Origin of the sequence: Lactobacillus acidophilus (genome assembly GCF_034298135.1) — a bacterium.
GTDB lineage: Bacteria > Bacillota > Bacilli > Lactobacillales > Lactobacillaceae > Lactobacillus > Lactobacillus acidophilus.
Genome location: NZ_CP139575.1, coordinates 1451418 through 1468253 on the forward strand (window position 1 = coordinate 1451418; position 16836 = coordinate 1468253).

The 16836-nt window shown below is 33.8% G+C and carries 22 protein-coding genes, 1 other RNA gene, 1 pseudogene and 1 other annotated feature; of the genes and pseudogenes, 1 reads left to right on the forward strand and 23 read right to left on the reverse strand.

The window, feature by feature from the left end; translation table 11 throughout:
- Window positions 1–45: 45 nt before the first annotated feature.
- From tsaD to rplJ, 22 genes and pseudogenes are all read right to left on the reverse strand, one after another.
- Window positions 46–1095, reverse strand: coding sequence for a tRNA (adenosine(37)-N6)-threonylcarbamoyltransferase complex transferase subunit TsaD (gene tsaD, locus SO785_RS06830; RefSeq protein WP_003549127.1), 1050 nt, complete (start codon window positions 1093–1095; stop codon window positions 46–48).
- Window positions 1092–1664, reverse strand: coding sequence for a ribosomal protein S18-alanine N-acetyltransferase (rimI, locus tag SO785_RS06835; RefSeq protein ID WP_003549125.1), 573 nt, complete (start codon window positions 1662–1664; stop codon window positions 1092–1094). The genes tsaD and rimI overlap by 4 nt, the downstream gene beginning before the upstream one ends.
- On the reverse strand, window positions 1648–2382 hold the full coding sequence (gene tsaB, locus SO785_RS06840; protein ID WP_003549123.1) for a tRNA (adenosine(37)-N6)-threonylcarbamoyltransferase complex dimerization subunit type 1 TsaB: 735 nt from the start codon (window positions 2380–2382) through the stop codon (window positions 1648–1650). Before tsaB ends, rimI begins: the two co-directional genes overlap by 17 nt.
- A 27-nt stretch (window positions 2383–2409) precedes the next feature.
- Window positions 2410–2928 carry a folate family ECF transporter S component gene (locus tag SO785_RS06845; protein ID WP_015613301.1) on the reverse strand — a complete coding sequence of 173 codons (519 nt, stop codon included), beginning with the start codon at window positions 2926–2928 and terminating at the stop codon, window positions 2410–2412.
- Window positions 2929–2975: 47 nt separating this feature from the next.
- On the reverse strand, window positions 2976–3713 hold the full coding sequence (locus SO785_RS06850; RefSeq protein ID WP_011254136.1) for an acyl-[acyl-carrier-protein] thioesterase: 738 nt from the start codon (window positions 3711–3713) through the stop codon (window positions 2976–2978).
- A gap of 2 nt (window positions 3714–3715) precedes the next feature.
- Window positions 3716–4569, reverse strand: a pseudogene (gene rsmI / locus SO785_RS06855) (16S rRNA (cytidine(1402)-2'-O)-methyltransferase).
- Complete coding sequence (yabA, locus tag SO785_RS06860) at window positions 4569–4919, reverse strand: DNA replication initiation control protein YabA (protein WP_011254135.1); 351 nt, start codon at window positions 4917–4919, stop codon at window positions 4569–4571. The pseudogene rsmI and the gene yabA overlap by 1 nt, the downstream one beginning before the upstream one ends.
- 11 nt (window positions 4920–4930) lie before the next feature.
- Complete coding sequence (locus SO785_RS06865; RefSeq protein WP_003549117.1) at window positions 4931–5788, reverse strand: DNA polymerase III subunit delta; 858 nt, start codon at window positions 5786–5788, stop codon at window positions 4931–4933.
- On the reverse strand, window positions 5789–6109 hold the full coding sequence (locus tag SO785_RS06870) for a cyclic-di-AMP receptor (RefSeq protein ID WP_003549116.1): 321 nt from the start codon (window positions 6107–6109) through the stop codon (window positions 5789–5791).
- Window positions 6110–6760, reverse strand: coding sequence for a dTMP kinase (tmk, locus tag SO785_RS06875; RefSeq protein ID WP_011254134.1), 651 nt, complete (start codon window positions 6758–6760; stop codon window positions 6110–6112).
- Between the two features lie 101 nt (window positions 6761–6861).
- Complete coding sequence (locus tag SO785_RS06880; RefSeq protein ID WP_003549114.1) at window positions 6862–7101, reverse strand: YaaL family protein; 240 nt, start codon at window positions 7099–7101, stop codon at window positions 6862–6864.
- Window positions 7101–7700, reverse strand: a complete 600-nt coding sequence (gene recR / locus SO785_RS06885; protein WP_003549113.1) for a recombination mediator RecR — start codon at window positions 7698–7700, stop codon at window positions 7101–7103. Before recR ends, SO785_RS06880 begins: the two co-directional genes overlap by 1 nt.
- Window positions 7701–8036: a YbaB/EbfC family nucleoid-associated protein gene (locus tag SO785_RS06890; RefSeq protein WP_003549112.1), complete on the reverse strand. Its 336-nt coding sequence runs from the start codon at window positions 8034–8036 to the stop codon at window positions 7701–7703.
- A 197-nt stretch (window positions 8037–8233) separates the two neighbouring features.
- Window positions 8234–9391 carry an RNA-guided endonuclease InsQ/TnpB family protein gene (locus tag SO785_RS06895; RefSeq protein WP_011254133.1) on the reverse strand — a complete coding sequence of 386 codons (1158 nt, stop codon included), beginning with the start codon at window positions 9389–9391 and terminating at the stop codon, window positions 8234–8236.
- 177 nt (window positions 9392–9568) lie between these two features.
- On the reverse strand, window positions 9569–11359 hold the full coding sequence (gene dnaX, locus SO785_RS06900; protein WP_003549111.1) for a DNA polymerase III subunit gamma/tau: 1791 nt from the start codon (window positions 11357–11359) through the stop codon (window positions 9569–9571).
- A gap of 59 nt (window positions 11360–11418) precedes the next feature.
- An RNA gene (ffs, locus tag SO785_RS06905) (signal recognition particle sRNA small type) lies at window positions 11419–11505 on the reverse strand.
- A gap of 48 nt (window positions 11506–11553) precedes the next feature.
- The gene (gene tadA, locus SO785_RS06910) at window positions 11554–12060 is read right to left on the reverse strand and encodes a tRNA adenosine(34) deaminase TadA (protein WP_021874023.1); all 507 of its coding nucleotides are present in this window, start codon (window positions 12058–12060) and stop codon (window positions 11554–11556) included.
- An 87-nt stretch (window positions 12061–12147) separates the two neighbouring features.
- Window positions 12148–12330: a hypothetical protein gene (locus SO785_RS06915; protein ID WP_015613299.1), complete on the reverse strand. Its 183-nt coding sequence runs from the start codon at window positions 12328–12330 to the stop codon at window positions 12148–12150.
- Between the two features lie 134 nt (window positions 12331–12464).
- A complete protein-coding gene (locus SO785_RS06920) occupies window positions 12465–13085 on the reverse strand; it encodes a class I SAM-dependent methyltransferase (RefSeq protein ID WP_011254130.1) in 621 nt (206 codons plus the stop codon).
- A 1-nt stretch (window position 13086) separates the two neighbouring features.
- Window positions 13087–13923, reverse strand: coding sequence for an ion transporter (locus SO785_RS06925; RefSeq protein ID WP_015613298.1), 837 nt, complete (start codon window positions 13921–13923; stop codon window positions 13087–13089).
- Between the two features lie 85 nt (window positions 13924–14008).
- A complete protein-coding gene (rplL, locus tag SO785_RS06930) occupies window positions 14009–14371 on the reverse strand; it encodes a 50S ribosomal protein L7/L12 (protein ID WP_011254128.1) in 363 nt (120 codons plus the stop codon).
- Window positions 14372–14420: 49 nt separating this feature from the next.
- Entirely contained in the window at window positions 14421–14933 is a 513-nt protein-coding gene (rplJ, locus tag SO785_RS06935; RefSeq protein WP_003549105.1) for a 50S ribosomal protein L10, read from the reverse strand.
- A gap of 42 nt (window positions 14934–14975) precedes the next feature.
- Window positions 14976–15097, reverse strand: a sequence feature (ribosomal protein L10 leader region).
- An 89-nt stretch (window positions 15098–15186) separates the two neighbouring features.
- On the opposite strand from rplJ, the gene SO785_RS06940 reads away from it, so the two are divergent.
- On the forward strand, window positions 15187–15558 hold the full coding sequence (locus tag SO785_RS06940; protein WP_003549104.1) for a hypothetical protein: 372 nt from the start codon (window positions 15187–15189) through the stop codon (window positions 15556–15558).
- Between the two features lie 55 nt (window positions 15559–15613).
- On the opposite strand, the gene SO785_RS06945 is transcribed toward SO785_RS06940, so the two are convergent.
- Window positions 15614–16795, reverse strand: coding sequence for an AEC family transporter (locus tag SO785_RS06945; protein ID WP_003549103.1), 1182 nt, complete (start codon window positions 16793–16795; stop codon window positions 15614–15616).
- Window positions 16796–16836: the final 41 nt, after the last annotated feature.

Here is a 16836-nt window from a genome sequence, read left to right on the forward strand (position 1 = left end):
AAAAATACCTAGAAATTTTTTCTTAGGTATTTTTATAATTATTATTTAATTCAACATACTTTTAGCATATGGCAATTCTAATGATGGATCTGCATTTAAAGTCAGATCAGCAAATTGCCCACCATTATAAAGATTATAAGCAGCTGCACCAATCATAGCAGCATTATCACCACAAAGTTTAAGATCAGGCAAAATAACTTTTGGTTGATCTGCTTTAGGAAGCTTAGCAATCTCTTCACTCATTCGATCACGTAAACCTTGATTTGCGGCAACCCCGCCACCCATAATAAATGTCTTAGGTTTATACTCTTTGATTGCTCTAATAGTCTTATGAGCAAGAACATCGATTACAGCAGCTTGAAAGCTAGCAGCCAAGTCATATTTATTCAACTTTTCATGGATTTGATCTGCATGATGACAAGTATTAATAAAAGCTGACTTAAGACCCGAAAATGAAAAATCATAATCATCATCTTCCAGCATCGCACGTGGGAAATTAAAAGTATCCTTACCTTGATGTGCCCACGCATCAATCGTCTTACCTGCAGGATAATTTACACCAAGCACACGACCAATCTTGTCATATGCTTCACCTGCAGCATCATCACGAGTATCACCAATAATTTCAAAATGAGTAGGATCCTTTAATAAGACAATTTCAGTATGACCACCAGACACTTGCAAAGCAATAGCTGGATATTCAATTTCGTCTTTTAATTGAGCAGCCATAATATGTCCCATAATATGATCAACACCAATCAATGGAATTCCTGTTGCCATAGATACAGCCTTAGCAGCGCTAACTCCAATCAAAAGGGCACCTACAAGGCCTGGACCATAAGTTACAGCAATTGCGTCAATATCTTTCCAACTGCAATTTGCTTCATTTAGAGCTTCTTTAGTAATTTGGCTAACTACTTCAATGTGATGTCGACTAGCAACTTCAGGTACAACTCCACCAAAACGTTGATGACTTTTAATTTGGGTTGCAACAATTAAACTTTCAATTTCACGTCCATTTTTTATAACAGCAGTTGAAGTTTCATCACATGAACTTTCATAAGCTAAAATGCGAACGTCTTTCTTTTCACTCAAAATGTAAACTTCTTTCTCTTAATTTTATGTGGTTTTAACCATAAAACCATATTTAAAGCATCAGTATTAGTATCTTGATAATAATTCTTTCTAATGAAATTACCTTTAAAACCTAATGTTCTATATAGCCTCTGTGCAATTTCATTATCTGTGCGAACTTCTAAAGTTACACAATCACTAGTATTTTCACGAGCTAAATCAATCATCAATTCCATTAAATATTTTCCAATATGCTGATGTTGATATAACGGTGAAACAGCAATATTAGTAATATGTGTTTCTTCTGGATTAAATCTTGCACCAATAAAAGCAACTAAAGTAGAGGCATGGTATACAACTAAATATAAAGAACTTTGTCTTTTTCTTAACTCAGATTCAAATGAAAACTTATTCCAAGGTGTATGTCCTGAGTAGACCTGTTCTTCTAATACCAATAAATCTGGAATATTATCATCGGTTGCCTGCATTACCTGCAAAACATTTCCATTGATATTCACCATAAAAGGTGAAAAATTCATATCAATTCGATTAACTTGTGGATGGAAAAATTGATTAAACTTCTTCAACATAATGACTATCTGGTTCGAATGGTTTTCCTGTCTTCTTGTGCCAATCTACTTCAGCTTGAGTTCTACGTAGATAGCGTGGCAATAACTTATCTGGATCAACTGGTTCTGAGTATTCAGCTAATTGTCCAATTAAGCCTGCATGGATTACATTTTGACTATCATTACCATATTTATATGGAATATTCAAAGCCTTAAATTTTTCATCTTGTTTTTCTAAACCAGTTCCCACTAAAACAAGCTTCTTAACTTCATTTTTAGCAGTATAATCTTGGATTGCTTTAATTAAGACATCGATATTATAGTGACCATCAGGAATTACATTATCTGGAATATCACCGCTCTTATAGCCTGCTGCAAAATAATTATTATTTCTTGCATCTAATCCAGTAATTACTAATGCATCTTCCTTAACGGATTTAGCCAATGCTTGTAATGTTGAAATTCCTACTACTTCTTTATTCAAAACACTAGCAAACATTTTAACAGTAGTAATTCCAATTCTAAGCCCAGTATATGAACCTGGGCCAATAGCAACTGCAAAACGATCAATATCTTTTAAGGTTAACTGATTTTCTTTTAAAATTTCATCAATTAATGGATCAAGATGTTCACTATGATTACGTTCATCTTGTTCATTTTTTTCGACAATAATTTGTTGACTATCATTTAATGCAACACTTAAATGATTAGTAGCCGTAGAAACGCTTAAGATTCTCATTCTAAATATTCTCTTTCTACATTTAAATCACTTTTTTATTTTAACACGAGAAACAGCTTGTAATACAAAGTAGATTATAACCATGTGGATCCATGGTACGATCAACTCTTTAGGTAACCGCTGAATTAAGGCCGCATTAAAATTCATATTGTACATAATATGCAGCCATAAGGTATTCATTCCTATGTTAACAATAATAGTTACCAGAATAGTTGAAACAACTATTCGCCAAATTTTAACTGGTTTATTATACAAAAATAACGCATAAATCAATGGTCCTACCATTGCAGTTAAAGTGAAGCCAATAAAAAATCCACCTTGATTACCGAAAATTGCAGAGGCAACTAAATCACTTATTCCTCCACCAATTGTTCCCCAGACTGGGCCAAAAAAGTAGCCTAACAAAACACTACCAATAAATCCTAATCCCACTTTAACTGTAGCTGGTCCAACAGAAAATTGCCCCAAAATTATTTTCATTGCAACAATAATTCCTAAAAAGATTAATCGTTGTAAATCCGTTTTTAACAGCTTTTTTGTATTCATACAGCCATCCCCTTCCATAAAAAAAGCATTACCATACTGTCATGTTTTTATTTTACTTCATGCCATTTCAATTCACAGATAGCCTTAACTGTACCATCTTCAGCTTCAATTGCATGAGATGAATTAATATTATCATTTTGAAGTAGGTTCATGCAAGAATATACTCTCTCACCATAATAAACTTCTTTGTCAAACTTAATATCAATAGTTTCAACCACATGATTTTTCAAAAAATCACGGTCAAGCATATCAATAAACCAACTAAAATAATGGCTATTAGTCACATGATGATTAGTATCTAAATCATCATATCGTGCACGATAAATCCGTTTTTTCTCATAGTTATCCTGTGCCCTCAACCGAGGAAAACGTGGCATTTTTTTAAGCAGAGGAGCACCCCACTCTTCCATCATTTTTACATCAGCAGGTACCATGTGCCGTTCTTTTAAGTTAAGCATTACCCATTGACTTTTAACGACTACTAATGGATTTCCTGCACTATCACTAACGCCAAAGTCACGATATTCAAAAAAGCGATTATAACCACTTGCAAAAGTACTCAAAATCACTTGATCGCCAGCTTGCGGCATTTTTTTAATATCAAAATGATACTGTGTTACAACCCAACCCAATCCTTTTTGGGCTAAATCATCTGTACCAGCATTTCTTTTATCTAATTGATGTTCTGAAACTTGCATCATTAGATCAACCAATGCAGGTAATTTCAATCGACGATTTTCATCACAATCTTTAAATTCGATTTGATAATTTTCTTTATATTCCATAATTATCCTTGATGATATTGATCATATAATTCATTTTTTGACACTTTATTTTGTTTGGCTACTTGCTTAATAGCATCCTTTTTTGACTCGCCTTTTTCTACCAAATCATCAACCATTTTAACTAATTCAGGCCAAGATAATTGTTCTGGCTCATCTTCATTAGGTGACACCAAGATAACAAATTCACCACGTGGTGCATTTTCAGCAAAATAATTCATTAACTCTTCAACCGTACCACGAACAAATTCTTCATGGATTTTAGTTAATTCTCTTGCAGCTACGATCTGTCTATCTTTAGGCAAAACAGATGCCATGGTTTTTAAAGTTTTAGCTAAGCGATGTGGTGCTTCATAAAAGATAGATGTAGCTTTAGCTTTAGCAATTTGTTCAAAATATTTTTTTGCTCTGATGATTTTCTAGGTAAAAAACCATAATAAGTAAATGGTTGTGCATCAAACCCAGATGCGATAAGAGCTGTCGCAAATGCTGAAGGACCCGGAAGTGGTACTACTGGAATATCATTTTTAATACATTCTTGCACTAAGATATAGCCTGGATCAGAAATAACGGGCATCCCCGCATCACTAATTTCAGCAATAACTGCACCATCTTTCATCATCTTCACTAATTCCGGTGCACGTTCTTTAGAATTATATTTATGAAACGAGAGCATTTTATTATGGACACCAATTTTTTCAAGTAATATTCCACTAGTTCTGGTATCTTCTGCAGCAATATAATCTGCATCTGTTAATACCTTTTTGGCCCGAATAGTAATATCTTCCAAATTACCAATTGGTGTAGGTACTAAATAAAGCTTTCCTTCATCTCTTGCATAACTGCTTTGACGTTTCATTATCTACCATCCTTTTTAATACCTTTTTTTTCACCAAAATTATCTAAAATATCAAGGCAAAACATGCAATCAGCATCTGGATCACGATGTGAACCATAATACATATTACAAATATGATAGCCCGAATCATATATTTTCTTTAATGACTCTAACCCATTTTGAGTTTTAACCTCAGGTGCAGGTTGATTAGCTGTCAATTTATCTAATTTTTCATGAAGCAGTTGATTCTCAACCTTTAACTCAGTATTTTCTTTTAAGGTTTCTAAAATATCATTTTCCAAACTGGCAATAGTTTTTGCCATATTTTCTGTTGTTTCTTTAACTCGTTGTAATTTTGAATATGGATCCAATTCTAAAGCACCTACTTCCATCTTAAAGCAAGATAATCTAACGAATTCCGCAAATTTACATTGCTTAAACGCATCTTATCCACTTCAATTAAATTTTTCAGCATTTGCGCTGCTAAATTTAGTTTAAGTGGATCGTTTAAGTCTTGCTCAGCTAGCAATTTTAGCTTAATTAAAATATACCGCTGTTCTGACACTAATTTAGCATTTTCAGATAATTTATGCGCACTGATTAATGCCAAACTATTATGCTCAAGCATTTCTTGATAAAAATATTTAATTTCCTGATCCCACTTTTCAAGATTCCCTAGTTCATTAATTTCACTTTGAGTAAAACCATTCTCTAATAGAATCTCCGTCTTTCCATTTCTCTTTTTCCCATTATCAAAATTAATAATCTGAGTTCTTGAACGAATCGTTGGTAAAATTTGATCACTATTATTAGTAATTAAAATAGTTACAACTGGTGCAACTGGTTCTTCTAATAAATTAAGTAAACCGTTAGCTGCAGATAGCGTTAGTTTCTGTGCTTCCTTAATAAAAAAGAACCGTCTACTACTTTCAACCGGACTTTTAACTAATTCTTCTTTAAGTGGTCTTATTTGATCAATTCCCAAAGTTTGCTTACCATCAGATTGAACTAGTAATACATCAGGGTGATTACCTGATAGGATTTGCTTACAATTCTGACAAGTTCCGTCCGGTTTATTTTCACCAGTACAATTAAACAAACATGCTAGCCAATATGCTGTATTTAATGCACGTTCCTCATCACTATCGACAAACAAATAACTGTGCGCCAGTTTTTTTTGCTTATATGCTTTTTGTAAAAATTGGGTTTGCTTAACGCCCACATTCGAAATATTAATCATTTAAAAACGCTTAAATTTATCAACCGGAACAACAAAACAAGTTGCACCACCTACAGTAATTTTAAGAGGTTGAGTAATTTCATAACCAGTTGAAACCATATGAGGTGTTGCAATTTCTTCTCTTGCTCGTGATTCTTGCTTAATTACTTTTAATATATCGTCCACTTGCTCATCTTCACACCCTACTAAAAAAGTGGTATTTCCTTGACTTAAAAAACCACCTGAAGTTGCTAATTTAGTAGCACGAAAGTTATTTTTAACAAGTGCCTTTTGCAAATTATTTGAATCTTCTTTTTGAACAATTGCAATTACTAATTTCATTTAATTATTCTCCAAAATAGTCTTTGGCAACCTTTGCTTAAGTTCTGTAACAACTTGTTTTACAACTTGATCAATTGGCTGAGTTGCATTAATTACCACAAATCGATCAGGATACATTTTTATTACTTTCAAAAAGCCCTCATAAACTTTTTGATGGAAAGCAATATCTTCTTGTTCTAACCTATCTTCTTGAGCAGGACGTAATTTTTTAATTCGACTGAGGCCAATTTCAGGCGCAATATCTAAAAAGAAAGTTAGATCTGGATCTAATTTATCTGTTGCGAAGTCATTAATCTGTTTTACCTTAGCAATGCCTAAATCTCTACCTTGACCTTGATATGCCAAAGAACTATCTACAAACCGATCAGAAAAAACTACCTTACCTTCATTAATAGCTGGTTTAATTATTTCCTCTACGTGTTGACTTCTAGCTGCAGCATATAAAAGTGCTTCAGTTTTTGGATCCATCTTATCGTTTGCTGGATCTAAAATTATATCTCTAATCTTTTCTGCGATCTTAGATCCACCAGGTTCACGTGTCACAAGATATTGTGTCTTAAGTTGAGGAGCTATTTCAGCTAATACTTCTTTTAAAACAGTGCTTTTGCCTGCACCATCTGGGCCTTCAAAGCTAACAAAATAACCTTTCATAAAATCCTCCATAGGTCTATTTTACAGAAGAATCATAAATATTAACAGTCCTAGTAATTTTTAATTATCAAAATAAAAAAAGCCCTTTAAAAGGACTTTTTTTATTGAGTAATAGCATTAGTTATACCACTAAATCTTGTGCCCCGATAACGAGCCTCATTGTATAAAAAAGTATACTTTGCTTTTAAAATTTTATTCTGAACATAATTATCGTCTGATAAATCTAAAGTATTTTGATCAAGATTTTGTTCCAAAGAAATTTGATTCTGTAACTTTTCAATTTCTGCAACTAATTTTTGATCACCAAGTTCTTTAATTTTATCTTTATCTTTTTTAGCCATTATAATGTTGTTCTTCCTTGTACTGCTCGCTTCAATGTAATTGAATTAGCATATTCTATGTCGCTTCCGACAGAAAGTCCTGCGGCTAGACGAGTCACTTTAATTCCAGCTGGTTTAATCAACTTACTAATATACATAGACGTCGATTCACCTTCTGGAGTAGAATTAAGCGCCAAAATCACTTCTTTAACATCATCATTTTTTTGTAAACGAGTAATTAAAGATTTGATATTAACTTCTTCTGGCCCAATTCCATCCATTGGTGAAAGTACACCATGAAGCACATGATAAAGTCCATCATATTCGCCCATTTCTTCAAGTGCCATTAAGTCTTTAGGCTGTTCGACAACCATGATAGTTGTTTGATCACGATTAGGATTTGAACAAATATCACATATTTCTTTTTCAGTGATATTGCCACAAATTGGACATTGATGAATATCTTGTTTTACTTGAATTAAAGCTTTAGAAAAGTCTTCAACATCCTCTTGTGGCATATCCATTGTATAAAAAGCTAAGCGGGTAGCCGTTTTTTCTCCAATTCCTGGAAGCTTCATATAAGCATCAATTAAATGAGCAATTGGTAATGGATATTGCAATTACATCAAGCCTTTCGTATATTTACCTAAACTTGCTTGAGTTGCTTCATCAATTTGTGATAAACCCTTATTTACTGCATCAATAATAAGATCTTGAAGCATATCTGGATCATCTGGATCAATAGTATCCTTATCAATCTTGATGTCTTTAAGTTTACGATCTCCACTAAAAGTTGCCACAACAAGATCATCTGCTGACTTACCAACAAATTCTTGAGCAGTAATATTTTCTTGTTCTTCTGCCATTTGTGCTTGCAACTTCTTTGCTTGCTTCATCATTTGTTGCATGTTCATTCCGCCCATGCCCATACCGCCAAAATTAGGTCTTCTACTCATAATCTTTTCTGCTATATAAAACATGGAAATATGTAGAAGAAGACGAATTTTCTACATATCAGAAAGATATATTTTTCCTTTCTTTGTTTCACTTACTGTCGTCTTCACTAGTATTCTGATATTCCACTTGGGAGTAATCACATTGACCAGCTCTTACAGTTTAAGGGCTTAGCCAGCCCCGTTGTCTTTATTTCTTTTTATCTTGCTAAAGCTAAAAGATTTAAAACCGCATTTTTATCTCGATCGTTCTTGTAGCCACACTCATAACAGATATATTCATTATGTTTGGTACCATGCTTTTTGTTACCTTGCAAAGTGATCTTTTCCTCGCCTTTTTTGACATAACCGCACGCAGCACATCTTTGAGTTGATGGGTATGTTTTATCAGCTAAGATCAATTCTTTGCCATACCAATTACACTTATAAGTTAATATCTGCCTAAATCTACTAAACAGCGATCTCTGCATTCCTTTGGAAGCTACATGGGTCATCATCATTTGCTTTACTGCTAAATCTTCAATTACAATTTGGTCGTAATTATCTACAAGCTTAGTAGTGAACTGCTGTAAAAGATCATTTTGGATATTAGCTACCTTGCGATAATCTCTTTGCAATTTGATTCTCACTGCATAGTAATTATTTGATTTTGTAGCTAACTTACCGTTAACTTCTCTTTTACGTGCCAGCATTCTTTGATAATGCTTAATGCGCTTATAAAGCTTTTGCAATTTAGCAGGCAAAACATTAATTTTGCCATCTGTGTAATTAAAGTGACCGACATTGACATCAACTGCTGTCTTTTGATGAGTTTTAGTTTTTGAAATAGGCTCTTCTTCGTAGGTAAGGGCCGCATAATAAGCTCCTTTTTCTTTGAAGATACTTACTACTTTGACTTCACTCATCTTTAAAACTTCATAGCTTGATAGATCATGCCAAGAGTCTTTTGAAATACTTCTTGGACGATCAAGTCGAAGCTTGCCATTAACAATCTTAGCCCTATCAGTTTTAAAGCCTTGTCTGGGAGATTTCTTTGATTTAAAACTAGGTATTCCCCAATCAGGTTGAGCCTTATCAAAGAAATTCTTCCAAGCATTAGCTAAGTCTTTAATCGCTAATTGTAAACATCTGGCAGACAAATCATATTGCCAGTCAGCTTTATTTGTGACTAGTTCATCGCGGACTCTGCGTTCGTTAGGACTGGGATTATCTTTTTTGTTTAGTGTATGAGCTTCATACATTAATTGCCAAGTTTCTAAGCCTTTATTCCAGCAGTATCGCCGATAGTCGCACAAAGCATCAAGATGCTTTTGCATGGTCTTATTAACTTTTAGCTTTACTACTTGTGTTTTAATCATTGCTTCACCTCCCAGAATGCAAACATAAGTTTATCTAAGAAGACGAAGCAAAACAAGTAAATATTGAATCAAAGCTTATTTTCCATGTTTAACTTTCTAAATAAGCTTAATCTTTTGTTTTCATCTATAAATTTCTACATATTTCTATATTTTTATTAACTGTTAACCAGCTCCTTATTAATCTTTTATAGTAACTGCATCACCAAAAAGTTCTTTTGCCGTATCAACTACTTTGATGTCTTCTTTTGATTCTGCATCTTTATCTTCAATTTGCTGCTTTTTTTTAGCCAGTAATTCCTCTTTATGACTTTCAACAAATTCTTTCCTTACTGTTAACCAATCTTCATCTGGAACTAAAACAATTCCATAATAATGCTTAGCGAATTTTTCAATTTGATCTGTCAATTTATCTAATAAATCACTGTCCGAGCTAGCATTTTCAAACCATAATGTATATTTACACTTCATTACAACCTGATCTGGACTAGCTGCCACAGGCTCAAGAACATCAAGCAATGCTCTTTCTGAAACAGCAAGTACAGATTGCAAATCTGGCCATACATTTTTGATAGCTTCTAGATCATCCCTAGTTGCATGCTCAAGAACATGATAAACCTGTTTGCGGTTTTCTGCTGTGGTTTTTTTGATTTTTTTGACCGGCTTCTTAACTGGTGCTGCCTGTTGTTTTTCTACAATTTTATGCACATGCTTAGGCACAGCCGTATCCAAATGAAAAACTTGATCTTTATTGAAGCTAGGTCGATCAGTTAGCTGTGTCATTTTTTGCGTCAATTCAACTACCTGCTTTTTTAATGCAGCTAGTTCTGCTTGCATCGCACTTGAATCAGCAGGCGGTTGCACTACAGCAGCTGAAACACTCTTACTTGTTTTTTCTTGAACATTACTACTTGCTTCCACTAAAAATACCTTTAATGGTATTTGTTGTTGATTAGTGTAACGCAAATCATTTAATGCATTATTAGCAAGAGTAATCAGGCGATAATAAGTATCCGTTGGCACATCTTTGATTTTTTCAATAAAATTCTCTGTTAAAAATGCCCCTTGATCTTCATTAGCTTTAATCACCATTAAGCTCTTAGTAGCCATGTCGATCAATTCATCTAATATGTTTTTGGAACTCGCACCTTGATCCAAGGATTCTTGAGCTAATTTTAATGCATTAACAGAATTTTGCTCTAATAATGCTAACAAAATTTTCTCAATATTTTCTCTTGCCGCAAAACCAGTTATTTGTAATGCATCTTCATAATTCACACTATCTTTTTCATAGCTAAGCAACTGATCTAGAATACTGAGGGCATCTCTCATTCCCCCATCGGCTACTTGTGCGATTACATTCAAAGCTTTAACTTCATATTTAATATTTTCTTGATCTAGAATATATTTCATCCTATTTTCTAGATCTTCTTTTGAAATACGCTTAAAGTTGTAACGTTGTGTTCTTGAAATAATCGTAGCTGGTACTTTTTGCAACTCCGTTGTTGCCAAAATGAACACCACATGCTCTGGTGGTTCTTCTAACGTTTTAAGTAAAGCATTAAATGCACCAATCGACAACATGTGAACTTCATCGATAATATAAACTTTATATTTTCCTTCTGTTGGAGCATATTTTACCTTATCACGAATTTCACGAATTTCATCAACACCGTTATTTGAAGCGGCATCAATTTCCATGATATCAGGCATTGAACCCTCATTAGCTGCAATACAATTAGCGCATTCATTGCAGGGCTCACCATCTTGAAGATTAGTACAGTTCAACGCTTTAGCAAATATCTTTGCACAAGAAGTTTTACCAGTACCTCGCGGACCTGCAAATAAAAAAGCATGAGATACTTTTCCTCTTTTAATTGCATTCTTAAGGGTATCTGTAATCGCTTCTTGACCAATCACACTATCAAAAGTCCGTGGTCGCCATTTACGATATAGCGCTTGATAAGCCATAAATTCTCTTCCCTAGTAAAAAAGCTCCTAACTCTAAAAGAGCTAAGAGCTTGTTAATTTCTAATAAAAGGCACATGCCTGAACAACCTTAGTGCTGCTACCTTCCGGTCCTGACACGATTCAGAGGTCAAACATTGCCCATCAAGTATGATAACGTATTTTGGAAAAATTTGCTAGTTTCTTGCTCTAAAAAATTAATTATTTTCAGTTTTCTGAGCATTCTTTGCTTGCTTTTGTTTTTCACGAATTGCTCTAAAAAAATCTTTTAACATTTGGGCACATTGATCACGATATAATCCACGAATGGCATGCGGATGATGATTAAATCTTTCAACTGCAAATAAATCTACTACGGATCCGCAAGCTCCTGCTTTTGGATCTAGTGCACCAAAATAAACATCTTTTATTCTAGAATTAATTATTGCACCCGCACACATTGGACATGGTTCTAAAGTCACAAATAAACTACAATCTATTAATCGCCACATCCCCAAATTTTTACATGCTTCTTTTATTGCAATCATCTCTGCATGCTGCGTTGAATCTTCATCTAATTCTCGTCTATTATAGCCTGTCCCAACAATTTTTCCCGTTGGATCTACTACAACTGCTCCAATTGGGACTTCTCCTTGTTTTTCAGCTTCTTTTGCTTTATCTATAGCTAATTGCATATATGTCTTTTTTTCGTCGCTAGAAAGCATTAAAATCCCTCTCATTCGTATTTTGCTATAACTTATTTTAGCAAAAAAATAGACTGATCATCCTGATCAGTCTTAGCAACCTTTAAATTATAAATTACTAATATTGCGATTTCTAAAGTTATGATAGAAGAAAATACCTGACAAAATAAGATATAATGCAGCAATGCCTGCTGGTGCAGCAGTTTCATTATCTCCTGAAATCATACCCAACATAAATACTCCAACTATCACGATTAGAACGGCAACTACATATTTCCAAGCCTTTTTCATTGTTAATAACCTCTTCACATATTCACATACTCTTGTTTTCTATAACTATATTATATTGAGATTATTCAACAAAATAAAGCTTTTGAGCGAACTCTAATACCGTTCTCATAAGGTTTTTATACTTTTTAATTTATTTAATTTTTAATAGATTTTAAGATATAATACCCTTTATCTCTTGTTAAAATTTCACAATTACCATAAGTATTTATCATATTCTTACGTGCACTAGGTTCTCCTTGCTTTTTTTGAATGACTACTAAAAGCACGCCGCCACTCACTAAATGTTCATTTGCTCCAATTAAAATTTCATTTACCACTTTTTTACCAGCCCTAATTGGTGGATTTGTTAATATTAACCCAAATTTTTTATCATTATCTATTTGTTCATAACAATTAGAAGCATAAATATTTACATTTTCAATATTATTAACTTTGGCATTCTCACGTGCCAAATTAAGTCCACGTTCGTTGACATCAATCATATCTACTTCTTGATCAGGCCAAAATTTAGCGGCAAATAATCCAATTGGACCATACCCTGTACCAACATCTAAGATATTAGCTTTAGGAAAACTAATATCTTTCATTGCCTTAATTAAAACGCCACTACCATAATCAACTCGCATCTTTGAAAAGACGCCCGCATCAGTATTAAATTTTAAATCTATACCGTCTACGTGATAATCTATTATATGTTCATCATGCTTAGCAGTAGGATCTGTAGCAAAATACATCTGATTTTCTTGTTTACTCATTTTATTTTTCCTTTTTATTCTCAAGCCAGTTTTTTATCTTATGTAACTCATTAGGAGGATTCTTTTCTCCCTTTAATGTTTGAATTTCCGCCTGTAGTTTTTTATTCTGATAAGTTAATTCTTTATTTTGTTGTTCAATATCATCTAACTTTTTTAAAATCAACTCAATATTATCATGTGTCTCTAGTGTATTAGCACCATTAGTTCTACGTACTAAATACGATGTTATAGATGATGTCAGCATCCCTACAATTCCAATTCCTAATAACATCATCACTAAAGTAACAAATTTCCCTACAATACTATGCGGTGGTATTGTCTTACCAAATATTCCATCATATCCTACTGTAGATGCAGTGGATAAAACCCACCAGAATGCGGTATCCAATGATACATGTTCACTTATTGCAAAAGCTTCCGCCCCTACAAGTAAAAATGTAATTGTAAAAAATACCACATACCATAAACCATTAGTATGAAAGATTTGTCTTAGTTTTCCCATTAAACCTGCTAGGCGGATTAAACGTAAAAGCCTCAAATATGATACCAAACTAGACAAATTAAATGCATTCAAAACAACAAATAACATTCCTATTGGAATAATAATCAATAAATCATAGATATGATTTTTAAAAAAGGTTTTCTTATCATTCGACTTACTTAAATGATAAAAATAATTAATAGCAAAATAAACAACAATTCCATCATTTATCCAAAACCATTTGCTGGTAGGAATATTGATATCAATTACTGCCGCAAAATCCAATATAATCAAAAAAATAGATACAATTGCTAAAGTAGCGATCCACCACTGATAAGTAGTTATTTTTCTATTCATATTTATCATCATAAATTAATTATACAAAAAAATAAGCTCTCCGCACATAGCGAAGAGCCTATTCAAATGCCCAGTTGGGCTGTAATTATTTAAGGGTTACAGTTGCGCCAACTTCTTCAAGCTTAGCCTTGATGTCGTTAGCTTCGTCTTCTGAAACGCCTTCCTTAACGTTCTTAGGAGCACCATCAACAAGGTCCTTTGAGTCCTTAAGGCCAAGACCAGTGATATCACGTACAACCTTAATAACCTTAACCTTTTCTTGACCAGCTTCAGTCAATTCAACATCGAAACTTGACTTAGCTTCTGCAGCACCTGCAGCACCTGCAGCAGCAACTGGAGCAGCAGCAGTAACGTCAAATTCGTCTTCAATAGCCTTTACAAGGTCGTTCAATTCAAGAATTGAAGCACCCTTTAATTCTTCAATAATCTTTTCAGTATCTAAAGCCATTTAAGTATCCTCCGAAAAATTAGAATTTAGATATTAAATATATTTTTTATTATTCAGCTGAGTCTTCATCCTTAGATTCAGCAACAGCCTTAACAGCATAAGCGAAGTCGCGGACAGGAGCTTGCAATACAGAAACAAGCATTGAAAGCAAACCTTCGCGGCCTGGAATTGAAGCAAGTTCCTTGATTTCTTCCTTAGAAGTCAACTTACCTTCAAGCATACCACCCTTGATTTCGATAACATCGAAATCGTCTTCGTACTTAGAAACGATACGAGCTGGTTCAGTGATATCATCAGCGTTATCAGTGTAGATAACAGCAGTAGGACCTACAAAAGTATCATCAAGACCTTCGATACCAGCCTTAGCAGCAGCACGTCTTAAGTAAGTATTCTTGATAACCTTCATCTTAACATCGTTATCACGAAGATCCTTACGCATGTTAGTAACTTCTTCAACAGTTAAACCAAGGTAGTTGATTACTAAGATAGCCTTAGCAGCTTTAAGTTCTTCAGCAAATGCATCAACGAGCTTTTCCTTTTCAGCAATAGCAGCTTTACTCAATTAATTTCACCTCCATAATCGCATTAATAAATTCTATAAGGCCTTTTAAAGCAAAAACTCCATGCCGAAAGACATGGAGCATAAAAATCTTCATTATCTTCTGGCCTCGGCGGGATTTTGAGGCGTCATGCCACCCGAGTCTTAGGTAGAATTTACAATTAACTATTGTAGCAGGCATTATCAAAGATAGCAAGGATAAATTTACAAATTACTAAAAAGTATGTAAGATTAAGAAAAAAGATTGGAGAGAACAATGACTGATCAAGAACGCAAACAACGTATTTTAATTAAATTACGTAATATTCTATTTTTACTACTTGGTATTACTGTTTTATTTATTAGTATCGAAAGTATTATTCAAAATCCTAAAAATTTTATTTCCAATTTAATTTGGATGCTTTTAGCACTAATAGTTGTTGTACAAGCAATTATAAGTATTTCTCAAAGTATGCAAATTTTGAATTCCAAGCAGCGGCTTTTATTATTTATCGACTGGATCATTATCATAGCTGGAATTTTAATCGCTAACTTTTCTTATATGTTTCAAAATAATGCCTGGTTAATTATCGGCAGTGCTATTTTTATCGCTGGTTGCATCCCCATTAAAGATCAAAAGCAAAAATAAGTACACACAAAAACGGATCTGTTTTACAGATCCGTTTCTTATTCTAATTATTCAATTAATGGAAAACGTTGGCAATAAGTGGCAAAGCCCAAATCCAAAAGATACAACTTACTGCAAAGAATACAGTTGAAACGGCAACTGAACTTGCCCCTTCCTTAACATAAATGTTGTAACGACTGGAAATAATAATTCCTGAAAATGCAGGTGGTAAACCAGTTGCTAAACAAAGCATTGAAATCTTTTGTGGATCTGAACCCATACCACATAAATATGCAGCAGCTACGATAATCGCAGGAGTTAAAAATAGACGGAAGAATGTGTTCCAAATAACTTCTTTATCAATTGAGAATTTAACAGTTGATAAAGCTAAACCGGCAGCTAAAACAGCAACACCAGCATTAGCTTTAGCAATCAAATCAAATGTAGGGGCCCATGAACTAGGAACTCTAATTCCAATCAAAACAAAGATAACCGCAATAAGTGGAGCAGCTGCAACTGGTTTCTTAATCGCATCAAGAATTGATTTTAAAGTTGGATTCATATGTTTACCGTTGCTTTCTCCGGCGTGATCATCAAATTCTGCATGGACTAAATCAATTTCACGTTGAATACCAACTTCACTAAGAGCTTTAGCTTCTTCATCACTAACAGGTACGTCATCAGGAACAGTAACCTTCTTGACCTTCTTAACAGTAGTACCTTTTTGCGGTAATTTAACTTCTACTTCAGTACCACCATTATTCTTCTTAGCCTTTGCCTTTTCCTTTAAAGCAGCTTGTCCTCTGTTAATTAAAGACAAACCTAAAGGAATAGTTACAGCATTAACAACAATAGAAACAATTCCAATAACTAAGTTAGTTGTTGCATTGTTTCCGTAAATTGGATCAAGAACCGCAAAACCCAAAAATCCAATAGTTGGTGAACCAGCAATCAATGCACAAACCGCAGCTTCTTGCGTTGATCTGTGAAACATCAGTTTATCCAAATAATAACTGAGCATGAATAAACCAGTAACACCGATCAATGAGATCAATGTTAAAACTATATCTTGCGCAAACATCTTACGCGTAGCTTTAACAATTGAAATAAATAAAGCCGCTGGTAAAGCAATGTTTAAAACCAGTTTATTCAATCCTTGACGTTGATCATCGTCAAAGAATGTGAATTTACCACACACATATCCTAACAACATAATTACCAAAATTGGTATAATGTCGTTTATTAATATCGTAACCATATTTTTCTCCTTACGATGAAACTATATCCTACAGTTTAAAT